Annotated in this window: 7 protein-coding genes; 1 reads left to right on the top strand and 6 read right to left on the bottom strand. The window is 72.9% G+C overall.

Going from position 1 to position 15923, the window contains the following annotated elements:
* Positions 1-80 precede the first annotated feature (80 nt).
* The gene (locus IE295_RS06275; protein WP_190062499.1) at positions 81-7700 is read left to right on the top strand and encodes a LamG-like jellyroll fold domain-containing protein; all 7620 of its coding nucleotides are present in this window, start codon (positions 81-83) and stop codon (positions 7698-7700) included.
* 19 nt (positions 7701-7719) lie between these two features.
* Here the strand turns inward: IE295_RS06275 and IE295_RS06270 are convergent, their stop codons facing one another.
* From IE295_RS06270 to IE295_RS06245, 6 genes are all read right to left on the bottom strand, one after another.
* Complete coding sequence (locus tag IE295_RS06270; RefSeq protein ID WP_190062498.1) at positions 7720-10599, bottom strand: NHLP bacteriocin export ABC transporter permease/ATPase subunit; 2880 nt, start codon at positions 10597-10599, stop codon at positions 7720-7722.
* Between the two features lies 1 nt (position 10600).
* Positions 10601-12805, bottom strand: a complete 2205-nt coding sequence (locus IE295_RS06265) for an NHLP family bacteriocin export ABC transporter peptidase/permease/ATPase subunit (protein ID WP_190062939.1) — start codon at positions 12803-12805, stop codon at positions 10601-10603.
* Positions 12806-12822: 17 nt separating this feature from the next.
* Positions 12823-13629 carry a biotin/lipoyl-containing protein gene (locus IE295_RS06260; RefSeq protein ID WP_190062497.1) on the bottom strand — a complete coding sequence of 269 codons (807 nt, stop codon included), beginning with the start codon at positions 13627-13629 and terminating at the stop codon, positions 12823-12825.
* Between the two features lie 136 nt (positions 13630-13765).
* On the bottom strand, positions 13766-13984 hold the full coding sequence (locus tag IE295_RS06255; protein ID WP_190062496.1) for a hypothetical protein: 219 nt from the start codon (positions 13982-13984) through the stop codon (positions 13766-13768).
* A 446-nt stretch (positions 13985-14430) separates the two neighbouring features.
* On the bottom strand, positions 14431-14871 hold the full coding sequence (locus tag IE295_RS06250; protein ID WP_190062495.1) for a hypothetical protein: 441 nt from the start codon (positions 14869-14871) through the stop codon (positions 14431-14433).
* A gap of 183 nt (positions 14872-15054) precedes the next feature.
* Positions 15055-15918: a hypothetical protein gene (locus IE295_RS06245; RefSeq protein ID WP_190062494.1), complete on the bottom strand. Its 864-nt coding sequence runs from the start codon at positions 15916-15918 to the stop codon at positions 15055-15057.
* Positions 15919-15923: the final 5 nt, after the last annotated feature.

Below are 15923 nucleotides of genomic sequence, written 5' to 3'. Positions count from 1 at the left end.
CCGCCGCGCTCGCGAGATGCGAGCGGTGCAGGTCAGAGGGGGATTTCCAGATCCCCGCAGCACGTTTCCAAGGAGAGGCATTGTCCGGCGAGCAGCACTTACTGAAGGTCTACAGCGACCGCCCCTACGTCCACACCACCACCGTGCGTCACCAGGGCACCACGGTGGCGCTGGCCATGGACGACCGGCGACGCCTCCTCTACACCGTCCTCGATGTGGCGCGGCACGACGAGAGCAAGGGTGAACTCGACGCCGCCTACTGGTCGGAGAACCCCCTCCCGCTCCGCTTCCCGTCCGAGATCACGGACGTGGGCTTCGCGGCCGTCGGCGCCACCGCCCTGCCGGCCGTCAAGCGCGGCGGCAGAGTGGAGGCCGCGTCCGGTGAGCGGCTGGACGAGGACGAGGTGGATCCCTTCCTGTCCACGACGGCCAGGCTCACCGCCCTCGCCCCCTTCCACGCCGTCTCCGACGGCACCCACATCGTGGTCCTGCGCCAGTCCGTGGGGGCGGCGCACCCCGACGCCGTCCACAAGCTGACCGGCGGCGCCTCCTCCGGCGACCCGGACCGCGCGGACTACGTCAAGGACGCCGCCGGCGCGAAGGTGCCCCTCGTCGCGGACACCCTGCTGTGCGACCGCTTCCTGCTGGTGGGCGGCGAACTGAAGCCGGTCCTCGAGGCCCGCTACCGCCGCAGCCGGCACAGGACCCGCCCCGACTCGGCCAAGGACAGCCTGGGCACCACGGACATGGAGGGCCGCCCCTTCCACGAGCCGACCCAGGAACTGTCGTTCGTACGCAACCTCTCCGACGGGCGCTTCGCCGCCCTGCTCGTCCCCACCGCCGTGCACGGGCAGCAGCGCTGGCAGATCTTCGCGCACAACGACGCGACCGGCCGGATCGACTCCTTCAACGTCGAGCAGGGCCGCGACGGGCTGTTCAACCTCCAGGGCACGCAGGCGTGGACCAGCCCGGACGCCGCGTACCGCGACGCGGTGTACGAGAGCGGTCCCGGCACCTGCCCGTTCACCGGGCAGCCGCTCGTGCCGGTGGTGAGCACGGACGGGCACGCGGAGACCGCGCTGGCCTTCGGTGAGGGCGACGCCCACGTACGCGTCGCCGAGGGACCGGAGCTCGCCGGCCGCGACTTCACCGTCGAGTTCTGGGCGCGGCGCACGGCGACGGGCCGCGAGGAGTTCGTCCTCGGGCACGGCAACGAGGCGGGCGCGCCCCGCCAGTCCCTGCACATCGGTTTCCGGAACGACGACAGGTTCGTCTTCGGCTTCTACAACGACGACTTCGACACCGACGCGCGCGGCGACGACACCTCCTGGCACCACTGGGCCTGCGTCCACGACCACGCCACCGGCCGGCAGACCGTCTACCGCGACGGCCAGGAGCTCGGCACCCGCACGGCGGACGGCGCGTACACCGGAGCCGGCCCCCTGCTGCTGGGCAAGGCCCTCTGGCTCGGCAGCGCCCGCGCCGAGCTGGACGAGGTCCGGATCTGGGACCGCGCCCGCACCGCCGAGGAGCTCAAGCGCGACAAGGGCGTCCGCCTCATCGGCAACGACCCCGGTCTTGTCGCCTACTACCGCTTCGACGAGGGCTCCGGCACCCGCCTGCACGACCAGACCGACGGCGCCCGCCACGGCGAGCTCGTCGGCGACCCGAAGTGGGTGACCTCCGAGGCCCCCGTCGGCGACCACCCGGGCGTGCGCCGCGACAGCTTCGCCGTCGCCGGGCGCGCCACCGTCTCAGGCCTGTCCGCCGTCCTCTACCACCAGCAGGAGGAGACGGCCGTCGGCTACGGGCAGGAGCCCAAGCCGGCCAAGCGCCAGGCGCGCGTCCTCCTGTCGTACGCCACCTCCGGCCCCGACCCGAAGACCGGCGCCGCCACCGACGACGCCTACCTCGCCACCGTCGACTTCGGCGTCGGACGCGACGGCCGCCTCGCCCAGGTGCCGGACGAGCTGGCGCTGCCCGTGCTGGCCGCGCCGGAGGGCAGCGCCGACGTGGAGGCGATCAGCGAGCTGGACTCCCGGATCCGCGAGCTGGTCCAGGACATCACGGCCAAGGAGACCGAGGTCGCCCAGCTCGCCCGGCAGACCGCCGACGTGCCGGAGCTGGAGCGGCTCCGCGAGGCGTTCTACTACAGGTGGCAGGACATCTCCGGCTGGACGTGCCGGCTCCGCTTCAAGAACACCCGGGACGGCAAGCCGCAGTACCTCGCCGTGCGGGACGACGGCGCCGGGAGCGAACCACCGCTGATCAGGACCTCCGACAAGGAGGCGAAGTCGGCGCTGTGGGCCGTTCTGGTTCCCCCGGGGGCGTCCTGGAGCGGCCCCACGCCCTACCACCTGCACAATCCGCACACCGGCAAGGACATGAACGTCGCCGGCGATCGCCAGGACAACGACGCGCCCCTGATCGTGTGGCCGCGCAACGCCGGCGCCTGGAACACCCACTTCCATATCGACGAGCGGAGCGACGGCTACAGCACCGTCGTCAACCGGCACAGCGGGAAGGCGGTCTGCGCCCCCGACCGGCTCGGCGACCGCGTCGTCCAGTACGACACCGCTCCGGTCACCGAGTCCGGCGAGGGGCTGTTCGCCATCGAGCGGGTCGCCCTCCACGACTTCGGGCACTCCGACATCCGTGACGCGGGCAAGAGGGTGGAGGCGCTCGACGCCCAGCTCGCCGAACTCCGGCCCCAGCGTGAGCTGCTCGAGCGGCGCCGCCGCGAGATCGAGGCCCACCAGGCCGAGCTGACGGCCAAGCGCGACGAGCTCGGCCGCCTCACCGGCGGTCTCAAGGGCGCCGACGACATCGCGCTGCCCGTGCCCCAGCTCTCCCTCGACCGCACCGGCCTGAGCTCCTCCGGCGCCCTGCTGTCCTTCGCCCGCTCGGCCGACCGGCCGTATCTGCTCGACAGCGCCACCGGAAACGTCGTGCTGTACTTCCGCGGCACCAACGGGCAGTTCTTCGCCACCTACTACGACACCACGGTCGTGCGCTCCTCCCGCCGGCTGACGGCGGGTGACGGCCAGGGGGTCACCTTCACCGCCCGCGACTCCGGCACCGGCCTGGGAGCGGTGACGATCCGGGTCACGGCGGGTGACGGACCCGGCCTGTGCGACGTGACCATCGAGCGGGGCGAGGAACGCGAGACCTGGCAGCGGCTCCCGCGCCGGGCCGCCGACTTCGCCGCGATCGTCAACGGCACGCCGGAGGAGCCCGTCACGGTCGGCGCGGTGAAGACGTTCGACGCGACCACGAGACTCCTGTCCGGCGGCCGGGCCGGCGACGTCGCCGGCGGTGTCCTCCGGCTCGTCGAACCCCTCTCCGTCGCCCTGCCCGCCCGTACGCCCGTCACGGTCGGCGGCCACCTCTACCTCACAGAAGCCGATCACGCGCCGGGGGCCACCACGCTCCGGCTGGACGCCGGCGAGGGCGGCCCCGAGCCGCAGCCGGGCGAGCCCGTCCAGCGGCTGCGCTACGACCACCGTCGCGCCTCCTCCAACCGCCCCGGCGTGCCGCTCTCCGCGGGCTCCCGGCTCCTGCTGGCCGACCCGGGCACGGCGCGGGAGGTCCCGCTCGGCGAGGTGTCGGACCTCGTCGCCGGGCACGGCTGCCGCTGGCGCGCGGACAAGCCGGGCCGGGCGTACTCCTTCGACGGGCAGCGACACGTCCTCGCCCTGCCGCAGGAGCAGCTGGACCGGGTGGCGGTGACCCGCGACCTGACCCTGGAGGCGTGGATCAACCCCGAGGAGGTGTCCGGAGCGGCCAGGATCGTCCACGCCGGCACCGGCGACGTTCCGTACACGCTGGGGCTGCTCGCCCCGGCAGCCCCCGTCGTGCCCGCCCTGGCGTTCGACGGCAAGGGCGGCGTGGCCATGACCGAGAGCGGCTTCAGCCTCGCCGGCCAGTCCTTCACGGTGGAGTTCTGGGCGCGGCGTACGACGAAGTGGGACGGCAAGGCGCAGTACGTCATCGGGCACGGTACGTCGCAGGGCAGCACAAGGAACGCCCTGCACATCGGTTTCACCGAGACCAGCTCCTTCAGGTTCGGGTTCTACGGCGACGACGTCACCACCAACTACGGCAACGACGACACGGACTGGCACCACTGGGCCTGTGCCTTCGACGCGGCCACCCGGGAACAGGTGATCTACAAGGACGGCGTCGAGGAGGCCAGGCGCGTCGCGGCGGGCACCTACCAGGGAGACGGCCTCTTCAGCTTCGGCAGTCACTTCGCCGGCTGGGTGGCCGACTACGCCGCGGTCGAAATGGACGAGGTAAGGCTCTGGGGCACCGCCCGCACCCTCGCGGAGGTCCGGGAGCTGAGGAACCGGCGGCTGTCCGGCAAGGAGCCGGGGCTGATGGGCTACTGGCCCTGCGGCGACCCGCTCGCCCGGGTGGGCGGCAAGCCGGGCGTCCTGGACCGCTCCGGGCAGAACCGGCACGTCTATCTGCGTGACGGCGTCACCACCACGACCGCGCCCGCCGCGCTCGAGCGGACCGCGGACACGACGTACCGCATCGTCGCCGGAGCCGGTGACCGGCTGGTGGCCACCCGCGCCACCTTCGCTCCGCACGAGTGGACCCACCTGGCCGCCGCCTACGAGCAGTCGTGGGCGGTCGAGCTGTCCGACGGCGCGTACCTGGAGGTGCCCGACAACGACGCGCTCGACGTCACCGGCGACCTCACCGTCGAGGTGTTCTGCCGCGTCGACGCGCTCGGCACCACCCAGGGCCTGCTCGCCAAGGGCCGCACCGCCGACGGGGCCGGCGGGAGCGTCCCGTACCGGCTGCTCGTCCTGCCCGACGGGCGGCTGGAGTTCGGGTTCGAGGAGCCGGACGGGAAGCTCGTGCGGTTCGCCTCCACCGAGGCCCTCACCGCGGGAACGTTCCACCGGATCGGCGTCGTCCGCAAGAGCGGCCGGTCGATGCAGGAGCGCAAGGGCTCCAAGGAGATCACCGCGGCCGGCGCCGACGGCAAGCCCGTCCAGCAGACCGTGGAGCTCGTGGAGTCCGTCGACCTCCAGGAGTGGCAGGACGTCCGCTTCTTCGTCGACGGCCGCGAGGCCGGCACCGCCCGCTACGAGGGGCCCGGCGCCAAGGGCAACGCCGGCACGCTCGACATCGGCCGGGTGCGCGACGGCCTGGAGACGTGCCCCTTCACGGGCATCGTCGCCGAGGTCCGGTTGTGGGACGCGGCCCGCGACGCGGCCCGGCTCGGGACGCCCGTCTCGGCGCGCGACCGCGGCCTGATCGCGCACTGGCGCTTCGAGGAGAACGCCGGCAACACCGCGGCGGACAATACGGGTTCCCACCCGGCCCGGCTGCGCGGCGCGCGCTGGACCCGCAATCCCGACCCGCGCGGCAGTGTCTTCCGCCTCTACCGCAACGGCGTGTCCGTCGCCTGCGACCCGCTGGAGGGCGACGACTTCGCCGGCTACGGCGACGCCCAGCTCTCCCTCGGCGCCCGGCTCAAGGACGGCAAGGCCGACCAGCCCTTCCACGGCACCCTGGAGGAGGTGCGGATCTGGCGCACCGCCCGCACCCAGGAGCAGGTCCTCGACAACCTCTTCACCCGGCTCCGGGGCGAGAAGGAGGACCTGATCGCCTACTGGTCCTTCGACCGGGCCTCCACCGACGAGAGCGCCGACCTCGTGCGCGACGAGGGGCTGCGCGGCAACCACCTGACGCTGCGCGCCGCCCCCGCCCGCCCCGCCGCCGTGCTGTCCACCGCCCCCGTCTCCAGTGACACCGCCCAGGTCCGCTCCGCGCTCGCCGCGATGCGCACGCCGTTCCACGAGACGGTCACGGGATCGCCCGCCGTCGCCGAGTACGCGGACATGCAGTACACCGCCAAGGGCGAGGCGTTCGGCGTCCTGAAGCGGGCGTACGGCTACCTGCGGGACGGCCGCTGGTACCTGGTCACCGGCTACAAGGTCGGCGACCTGGTCAGCGAGTGGGTCAGCCAGGTGCAGTTCGACCCGCAGCTGGTCGGCTACGTCGAGGGCGCGCCGCCGGTGCCGTCGGAGAACCTCACCCCCAACACGATCGACCCCGACCGCGCGACGTACGACAGCGTCGCGTCGGTGGAGCTCACGCAGGCGGAGGAGGTCGTCCACTCGCTGTCGTCGGCCAAGGAGCGCAGCGTCGACGCGGCGTTCGGCTTCGCCCTCTCCAACGAGGTCGACGTCGACATGTGGATGATCACCGCGCCGCTCGGCTTCGGCGTCGCCAAGTCGATGGTGAAGGCGAAGGTGTCGGCCGGCGTCCGGGGCAGCCTGGAGTTCTCCAACAGCTGGGCCGAGGAGACCGCCGTCTCGCAGGGCGAGAACACCGCCCGTGCCATGAAGGTGGACCTCTCGGGCAGCTGGGAGGACCCGCTCAAGCCGCTCAACCCGTCAGTGGGCCGCCGCTACGTGCCCGTCAACACCGGCTTCGCGGTGGTGCAGTCCCAGACCGCCGACGTCTTCGCGCTGCGCCTCGCGCACAGCGGCGCCCTGGTCGCCTACCGCATCCAGCCCAACCCGGACGTCCCCAAGGACTGGAACGTCATCCCCTTCCCCCTCAACCCCCGCTACACCAAGCAGGGCACGCTCGACGGCGCGGTCGGCTACGACGAGCACGGCAAGGTCCTCGACCCCGACTACGCCGGCGCCCGCGACCACGGCGAGTACAGCTACTACAAGCCGCGCGAGGCCTACGCCATCAAGCGGCGCATCCAGCGCGAGCAGCAGCGGCTGCGGGGCTACTACGAGTCCGTCTCCACCGAGACCCACGCGCCCGACCCCACCGCCGAGCGGGCGGGCCGCGTCCTGGGCGGCGCGATCGGCGGCGACACCGCGCCGGGCAAGGGCCGCGACACCGCGGGCAGCACGGCCGGCGACGGCTTCTCCCGCCGTGACCTGGTCAACACCTACGTGTGGACGGCGGACGGCGGGTTCTTCGCCGAGACGACGCAGACGACCGACGCCGTCACCGAGACGACCTCCGGTTCGTACTCGCTGTCCGGTTCGGTGGGCGCCTCCGTCGGGACGTCCTTCGACGTCATGGGCATCGGCGTCAACGCGCAGCTCGACGCGTCCGTCGGCGGCGGCATGTCCGTCACCCGGGCGCGGGGCAGGGAGGCCACCCGCTCCTTCGGGCTGAACGTGGTCTGCTCGCCGTCCGGCAACGTCCAGCAGTACGACGCCAACCGCAAGCCGGTCTTCGACGCCGACGGCAAGCCCGTCAACGCGCCGGGCAAGGTGGACGCGTACCGGTTCCTCAGCTTCTACCTGGGCGAGGACACCGAGCACTTCGACACCTTCTTCCACAAGGTCGTCGACCCCGCCTGGCTGGACGGCACCGACCCGAACGCCGCCGCCCTGCGCCAGGCCCGCCAGTCGGACCGCAAGCCGCCGTGCTGGCGGGTGATGCACCGCGTCACCTTCGTCAGCCGGCTCCTGCCGCCGCTCGCCGCCGCGGGCGCGGCGCCCCTGGAGCAGGCGATGCGGCAGCTGGACGTGGAGAGCAACTACGAGCTCGTCCGCCGCCTCGACCCCTACGTCAGGGGCGCGGCCACCTCGGCTGCCGAGCTCTCCGCCGCCGTGCGCACCGCCCTGGCCGCGCACCTGCCGGAACTGGTTCCGCACGCGGACCAGGTGATCGGCTTCCTCGCGCAGTACTACGGCGTCGAGGGGTGATGCGGGCGCACCGTCCGGCTCAGCCGAGCTGACGCCGGACCAGCTCGTGGAAGAGGCCGCCCGCCTGGGCCAGCAGTTCGGCGGGCGGCCCCTGCTGGACGACCCGCCCGTCCGCCATGACGACCACCCGGTCGGCGTCCATGATCGTCGACAGCCGGTGGGCGATCACGACGCGGGTGGAGCGCAGGGCACGGGTGGACTCGATGACCACGCGCTGGGCCTCGTTGTCCAGCGCGCTGGTCGCCTCGTCGAAGAAGAGGACGCGCGGCTTGCGGATGAGGGCCTGGGCGATCATCAGCCGCTGGCGCTGGCCGCCCGAGACGGTGCCGCCGCCGTCGGACAGCACGGTGTGCATGCCCATGGGCATGGCCTTGATGTCCTCGGCCAGGCCCGCCATCGCGACCGCCTCCCACGCCTCCTCCAGCGAGTACGTCCCGGCACCGCGAACACAGTCGAGGATCGAGCCGGAGAAGGGCTGGGCGTTCTGCAGGACGACGCCGCACTGGCGGCGCACGGCCGCCTGGTCGAGCGCCGCCAGGTCCTGGCCGTCGTAGAGCACGCTGCCGGAGTGGGGCTTGTCGAAGCCGATGAGCAGCCGCAGCAGGGTCGACTTGCCGCAGCCGCTGGCCCCCACGATCGCCACGAACTCCCCCGGCCGCACCCGGAAGGAGACGTCGTCGAGCACCAGCGGGCCGTCGTCGGTGTATCGGTAGGACAGCCCCTTGGCCTCGAGGGCGCCGCTCAGCTCGCCCGGCGCCACGCTGGAGCCGGGGACCTCGGTGGGCTCCCGCAGGACCGGCTTGATCTGTTCGAACATCGGCTGCACGGCGGCCGCCGAGAGGAGCGCGCCGGTCAGCTGGGTGACCGAGGACAGCATCATCGTCACGGCGGTGCTGAAGGTGAGGAACGCGTCGGCGGACATGCTGCCCCGGGCCGGGCCGGCCAGCAGCATGAACATCACCAGCGTGCACAGCGGCAGGTAGACGGCGTTGAGGACGGTGACGACGTTCTTGACCCGGCCGATGCGCTGCTGCAGCTCGCGGGTGCGGGCGAACTCCCGCGCCCAGGCCGCGTAGGCGAAGCTCTCGGCCGCGGCCACACGCAGCTTGGGCAGCCCGCGCAGGGTCTGGAAGGCCTGGTTGTCGAGCTTGTTGCCGAGTGTGATCAGCTGCCGCTGCCAGCGCAGCTGCCACAGCCCGAGGCCCAGGAAGGCGACGGCGACGACGAGCAGCATGGCGAGCGCCACCATTGCCAGCGGCACGCTGTAGGCGAGCAGCAGGACGAGGTTGACCGTGCCGACCGCGCCCGCCTGGAGGACCACCGGGCCGATGCCGGACAGCACGCGGCGGATGGAGCTGACGCCCATGGCCGCGCCCGCCAGCTCGCCGGTGGAGCGGCCGGCGAAGAACGACGTCGGCAGCCGCAGCAGCCGGTCCCACACGGCGGGCTGCAAGGTCGCCTCGATCCGGCCCTCCACCCGCAGGACGGAGACGTTCTGCAGCAGCATGAAGGCGGCCGAGACGACGCCGGTGGCGATGAGCGCCAGCGTGCTCTGCACGATGAGGCCGTTCTCGGCGCGGGGTACGTACGTGCCGAGGACCCGGCCGGTGGCGATGGGCACGAGCGCGCCCAGGGCGACGGCGACCAGTCCGCCCACGACGATGCCGCGCAGGTCCGGGCCGGTGCCGCGCACGCTGAAGCGCAGCAGCCGCAGCAGGCCCGGGTTCCCGGCCGGCAGCGGGCGGTAGAGCATGACGGCGTCCGGCGCGAAGTCGGCCTCGTTGTCCTTGCCGACGCGCTCGCGCGTGCCGGTGGCGGGGTCGACGGCCTCGTACCGGCCGCGCCGCCACAGCAGTGCGACCGGCGCCCCGTCCTCCTCGCGCCGGCCCACCAGGGGCCCGTGGTTCTCCCGCCACCAGCGGCCGCCGAGCGCGACGACGCGGGTGCGGACCCGCGAGGCGAGCGCGATGCGCTCGACGGGGTCCGTCCTTGCCGCGGCCGCGCCGGCCTCGCCCGGTTCGGTCACGGCGATGCCGGCCGCCTCGGCGACCAGGCGGAAGGCGGCGAACGTCGCGTCGTCGCCCGCGCCCCGGCGGGACCCCCCGCGGGAGCGGCCGATGGAGGCCAGCAGCGTCCGGTCCGCCCCGGCCCGGGCGGCCTCGCCGGCCTCGATGCCGGCCGCCGTACGGTCCTCGTGGGCGCGTTCCAGCTGCTCGATCCAGCCGTCCAGGGCGTACAGCAGCCGGTACTGCTGGTCGACCATGCCCTGCCACATCGCCGCGTCGACCAGAAGGGTGCCCGCGGTGTACCCCTCGTAGGCGGCGCCGTACTGCACGCTGCCCGGAGTGATCTGCATCCACAGGACGTCGTCGTCGGCCCCGCCCGGCCCGGTGGTGGCACGGCCGTCCAGCGGCGCCTGGTAGAGCACGCGCAGACCACGGCCGACGCCGAGCGCGAAGGCGTCCTCCAGCGGGCTGAGCGTCGCCCCGGGGCCACCGTACTGCCCGTACTGTTCCTGCCCGTACGGTCCTTGCTCGGCGTACCACTGGCCTTCGTGCTCCGGGCGGTACAGCTCGCGCAGCTCGATGCGGCGCAGCGCGCAGCCCTGCAGGGGCCGGCCGACGAGCGTGTGCGCGGGGCCCTCGGCCGGGCCGAGCAGCAGGGTGCCCGCCTCGAGCCGGCCCAGGAAGTGCCAGTGGCCCTCCTGCGCGGCGTCGACGGCGAACAGGTCCAGGGCGCCGTCCACGACGAGCCACAGGACGAGCGGGCCCTCCAGGGACAGGCTGCGCAGGCCCGTGCAGTCGACCGCCGAGCCGAGCCCGCCCAGGGCCGCGACGACGGGGTCGGGGGCCGGGGCGTGGTGCGCGACGCCGTGCGGGGCGTAGTGATCGGTCGTCACCTCAGTGCTCCTTGACCAGCTCGGCGTACGGGCCCCGCGCGGCGATCAGGTCCTCGTGCCGCCCGCGTTCGACGACCGTGCCCCGGTCGAGCACGACGATCTCGTCGCTGTCGCGCACGGTGCTCAGCCGGTGGGCGATGACCACGCAGGCGCAGCCGCGGCGCCGCAGGTTGTCCATGACGATCTGTTCGGTGGCCGCGTCCAGGGCGCTGGTCACCTCGTCCAGGACCAGGACGCTGGGGCGGCGCACCAGCGCCCGGGCGATCTCCAGACGCTGTCGCTGGCCGCCGGAGAAGTTGCGGCCGTCCTGCTCGACGCGGCTGTGGATGCCGCCGGGGCGCCGGGAGACCACGTCGTACACGGCGGCGTCCTCGAGGGCGGCGACGACGGCCTCGTCCGGAATGGAGGGGTCCCACAGGGCGACGTTGTCGCGGACGGTGCCCTCGAAGAGGAAGACGTCCTGGTCGACGAAGGAGACGGAGGCGGCCAGCGCGCCGCGCGGGATGTCCGCGAGCGGCATCCCGTCGATGCGGATGGCGCCCTCCCAGGGGGCGTGGAGGCCGGATATCAGCCGGGAGACGGTGGACTTGCCGCTGCCGGAGCCGCCGACGAGCGCGACCTGCCGCCCGGGGCCGACCGAGAGCGAGAAGTCCTTCAGCAGCGGGGCGTCCAGGGGGCTGTAGCCGAAGGTGACGGCGTCCAGCTCCACATGGCCCTTGAGGCGTCGGGTGCCGGCGGCGGGCTCGCGCCGCGAGTAGAGGGGGTCGACGGGGAAGTTCTCGACGTCCCTCAGGCGGGCGACGTCGGCCGCGAAGTCCTGGATGCGGCCGGCCACGCCGTTCAGGCGGGTGATCGGCGCGGTGAAGCTGGTCACCAGGGCCTGGAAGGCGACGAGCAGACCGACCGAGAGGTGTCCCTCGACCGCCCGCAGGCCGCCGATCATCAGGATCAGCGCGCTGTTGAGCGCGGCCAGCGTGGGCGCGGCGATCGCCAGCCACGCGCTGGGGACGCCGAGCCGCTGCTGGACGTCGAGGGTGACCGCGTGCTGGCCGGCCCAGCGGCGGAAGAAGCCGTTCTCGCCGCCGGTGGCCTTCATCGTCTCGATGAGCGTCAGGCCGCTGTAGGAGGTGTTGACGAGCCGGGCGCTCTCGGCGCGCAGCTTCTGGGTGCCGGTGGCCCGCGCGTGGAGGGCGATGCGCATGGCGACCACGTTGAGCAGCGCGATGCCGATGCCGACGACCGTCAGCTGGGGGTCGTAGGTCCACAGCAGCACGGCGTAGAGGATCACGACCACCGCGTCCACGCCGGCGGCGGCGAGGTCCCGGGCCAGCGTCTCGGCGACCGCGTCGTTGGACCGCAGGCGCTGGACCAGGTCGGCGGGATTGCGCTGGGAGAAGAAGGAGACGGGCAGCCTGAGCAGGTGCCGCAGGAAGCGGGCGCTGCCCAGGGTGGAGGAGATGACGCGTCCGCGCAGCAGGTTGGCCTGCTGCAGCGCGGTGAGCGTCGCGGTGAGCACCAGCGTGACCGCCATCGACGCGAACAGCACGCCCAGCAGGGACGTCTGCTGCCCGATGAGGAACATGTCGATGTACGTACGGCTCAGCGCGGGCACCGCCGCGCCGACGACCACCAGCAGGAGGCTGGAGAGCACGGCGGCGAGCAGCGTGCCCGACGTGCCGCGCAGGCGGGCGGGCAGGGCGCCCATGACGCCGGGCCTGCGGCCGGTGCGGCGGAAGCCCTCGCCGGGTTCGAAGGTGAGCACGACGCCGGTGAAGCTGGTGTCGAACTCCTCCATGGGGACGAACCGGCGGCCCTTGCCCGGGTCGTTGACGTACACGCCCCGGCGGCCGAAGCGGCGGCCCATGCCGTCGTAGACGACGTAGTGGTTGAACTCCCAGAACAGGACGGCCGGGGGGCGCACTCCGGCGAGCGCGGCCAGGTCCATCTGCATGCCCTTGGCCTTCAGCCCGTAGGCGCGCGCGGCCTTGAGGAGGTTGCTCGCGCGGGAGCCGTCGCGGGAGACGCCGCACGCGATGCGCAGCTCCTCCAGGGGGACGAAGCGGCCGAAGTGGCCGAGCACCATGGCCAGCGCGGCGGCGCCGCACTCCACCGCCTCCATCTGCAGCACGGTGGGGGTGCGCACGGTCTTGTGCCTGCCGGCCCGGGGTGCGGGTGCGCGGCGGCGCGCCCCCGGCTTCGGCTCCATGCGGCGGCGGCGCGCGCTCACGGGAGCAGCCAGTCGACGGGGCGCCGGTCGGAGAGGTGCACGGCGCCGGTGACGGGAGTGGTGGAGTCGACGGCGTACGGCGGCCCGTCCGCGGAGGACCAGCGGTAGCCGGATTTCGTGGTGGAGGACCGTTCGAGCCGTACGAGCACAGCGACGGGGTTGCCGTCCTTGGAGAACTCCGCGGCGAGGCGGCGGTCGCCGAGGAAGCCGCCGATCCGGGCCTCGGTCTGGGGGGCGCGGCCGACCGCCTGCACGTGGCCGCGCAGCACGCCGAACCGCTGCTGGGGGACGGACTGGACGCTCAGGTCGACCGCGGCGCCCACGGGTATCGCCCCGCCGTTCCCGCCGGATACGTACAGCATGGCGACCAGCGGCTCGTCCGGACCGCTGACGCGTTCCACGGTCGCCACGTCCGCGCCGGTCGTGAGCACCGCCCCCGTCTTGGCGAGCAGGGTCGTCACCCGCCCGCCGGCCACCGCGCGCACGACGCGGACGCCCCGGTCCGTGCTGATCTCGGCCAGGGGTGCGCCCGGGGACAGCAGTTGGCCCTCCTCGGCGAGGAGCCGGGTGACCTGTCCCGCGAACGGACTCTGCAGCAGGTAACTGCCCTGGGCATGGGTGAGGAGGCCGGGTGCGCTCAGTTTGGAGGAAACGGAGCCGGTGAATGCCCAGAAGCTCGCGGCGGCCATGACGACGACCGTGACGGCCAGGACGAGCCGGCCCTGCGGCCGCGCGAAGCGTACGGGCACATCGAGCTCTTCGGGCGATTGCAGCTTGGAAAGCGCCTTTTGGCGGAACTGCACGAACTATTCCTTCGACTGCATTCGTGACACGGGTGCTGATATGCGGGGCGGAATTCCGGGCAGCCGTGAACCCCGGAACTGGGTGGGGAGTTCCGGGGTCCGGGGTTCACGGGTTACGGATATCTCGCCCTGGGGCTCAGAGACCCGCGACGCCGACGTGGACGCCGGCGATGTTCTCGACCTGGCCGACGACGCCCGGGACGGCCTGGACCGTCTGCAGGCCGGTCACGGTGCCCAGCACGTTGTGGACGTCGCCGGTCACGGCGCCGAGCAGGCCACCGGAAACGCTGACACCGCCGGAAACGGCGTCCAGCTCGGCGTCGGCGATCTCGCGGGTCTCGATGTCGTTACGCATTATGGGCGCACCTTTCATTTGTCCGAATGTTTCTCAACAAGCCGCGACGGCCCGGTCGAAATCGACCGCCGTTCCTGGCACCGCCGCGGTGCGCAGATATAAGCACGGGAACGGGTGGCACGGCCAACCGTGTTGACACCGATCGGCACTCCGGACAGCCGTTCAGACACCTGGCTTTCCGATTCCTATACCGAGTCATCACAACTTCTTCACAGGATCGAGTAACAGATCCGAGGGGTCCTGCATGCTCACGGAACATAAACGGACACACGCTGATCAAGCGCGTCGGGCATACCCGGCATATCGAGGGGCGACGCGATGCCGGCGATCCCGCCGAACGCATCGTGTGAAGATTCATTGAAACGACGCTCGGTGACCGGGCCGGCACTCAGCGCCCCGCGGCCGTGGCGGCAGAGCCCCTGACCAGGGCTCGAGACGCCCGGACGTCAGCGGCGCAGGTCGCGCGAGAGGTCGATGAGCTCCCTCGTCAGCGTGATGACGACCTGTTCCCGGAACTCGTCGGGACTGAGCTTCACCGGGGTGTCGGGGCCGACGTGCCCGACGATGACGCCCGACGGCGCCTCGACCTTCGCGGCCTGCTTCTCGGATATTCCGTCGAGGGAATGCGCTATGGCCCCGGACACCGCGCTGTGCATCGACTTGGCCACGCTGAGGTCGTCGACACAGAACCCGACATAGGCCGCGACCACCTTTCCGGACTCGTCCACCACACGGATCCCCTTGGCGATGGCGTTCCCCCCGCTCACCGTCAGCGTCGGAATGCCGTCCTGGGACTGCGTCAGTTCGAGCCTGCCCCGCTCGACCACGGGATTGGCCAGGGCGTCGTGCGAACCGTCGGACCTCTTCACTGCCTCGTGGTCGGCCACGGTGCCTCCCCTTCGCCGGAGCGTTGACACGTGCTACCGGCGTCTACCCCCACGGCCCGCACCGATACGCGACGGCGGCCGACCGCTTCCTTCCGCCGGGCCCGGAGACGACGCGGCCCGGCGGCCCGCTCCCCCGTCGAGGGGAACGGACCGCCGGGCGAGGTCAGGCCGGAGGGTGCGGGATCAGGCCGAGCGGTTCCGGCGGCGCAGGCCGACGACCACCGCGCCCGACACCGCCAGGGCGGCCGCGCCGGAGGCGGCGGGGAGCCACGGGCGGGAAGAAGCGGTGGCGGGCCGGTCCTCGGCCAGGGCGTAGCCGCCGGCCATGCCCTTGCGGTCGTAGGCCGAGCCGGGCAGCTTGTCGCCGTAGCGCTTGGAGACGAGCTGCTGGTACGCCGCGAGGGTGACGCGCGACTTGCCCTGGAGGGCCACGCCGGCCTCCTTGTTGAGCGGCTCGACGGTGCCGCCGCCGGTCAGCCGGTACCAGGCGTGGATCTGCGGCTCCATGAAGGTCCGTGCCTGGTCCGTGCCGCGCTCGGCGGCGCTGATGTCCGCGTCGCCGTCGCGGATGCCGGCCAGCTCCCAGGACCGGTCGCCGCCGCCCTTGCCGGGGGCGAGCAGGACGGCGGCCTGGTGCCCGCCCGAGGCCGAGACGCGGGAGGCCAGGTAGGACAGGCGCAGGGCCGTGCCGGCGGTGGGCTTGGCCTTGCCCGTGACGAACTCGGGCGCGAGCTCGTAGAAGGGGACCGGCTTCTTGAGGTCGAAGCCGGGCGCGGCGGGCGACTTGGCGAGGCCGCGCGGGGCCGCGGCCGTGCCGCCGTCCGCGCCGGCGGCCGGGGTGCGCTGCTCGGCGGCCGTCAGGAAGCGGGAGACGGTGTCGTGGACCTGGCCGGAGCCCAGCACCTTCTGGGCGGCGGCGTAGTCGGTCGCGGCGGGGGCGGTGGGCCCGTCGGCGGCCTGCGCGGGAACGGTTCCGCAGAGGGTGGCGACGGCGGCGGCCGCGAGCAGCGTGGCGGCGCGTCTGGTCGTACGGGTCGTGCGGTTCATGGGAA

The sequence above is a fragment of the Streptomyces griseocarneus genome, from assembly GCF_014655595.1.
GTDB lineage: Bacteria > Actinomycetota > Actinomycetes > Streptomycetales > Streptomycetaceae > Streptomyces > Streptomyces griseocarneus.
The sequence above is the reverse complement of the archived record's forward strand: the minus strand, read 5'-3'. Positions and strand labels throughout refer to the sequence as shown.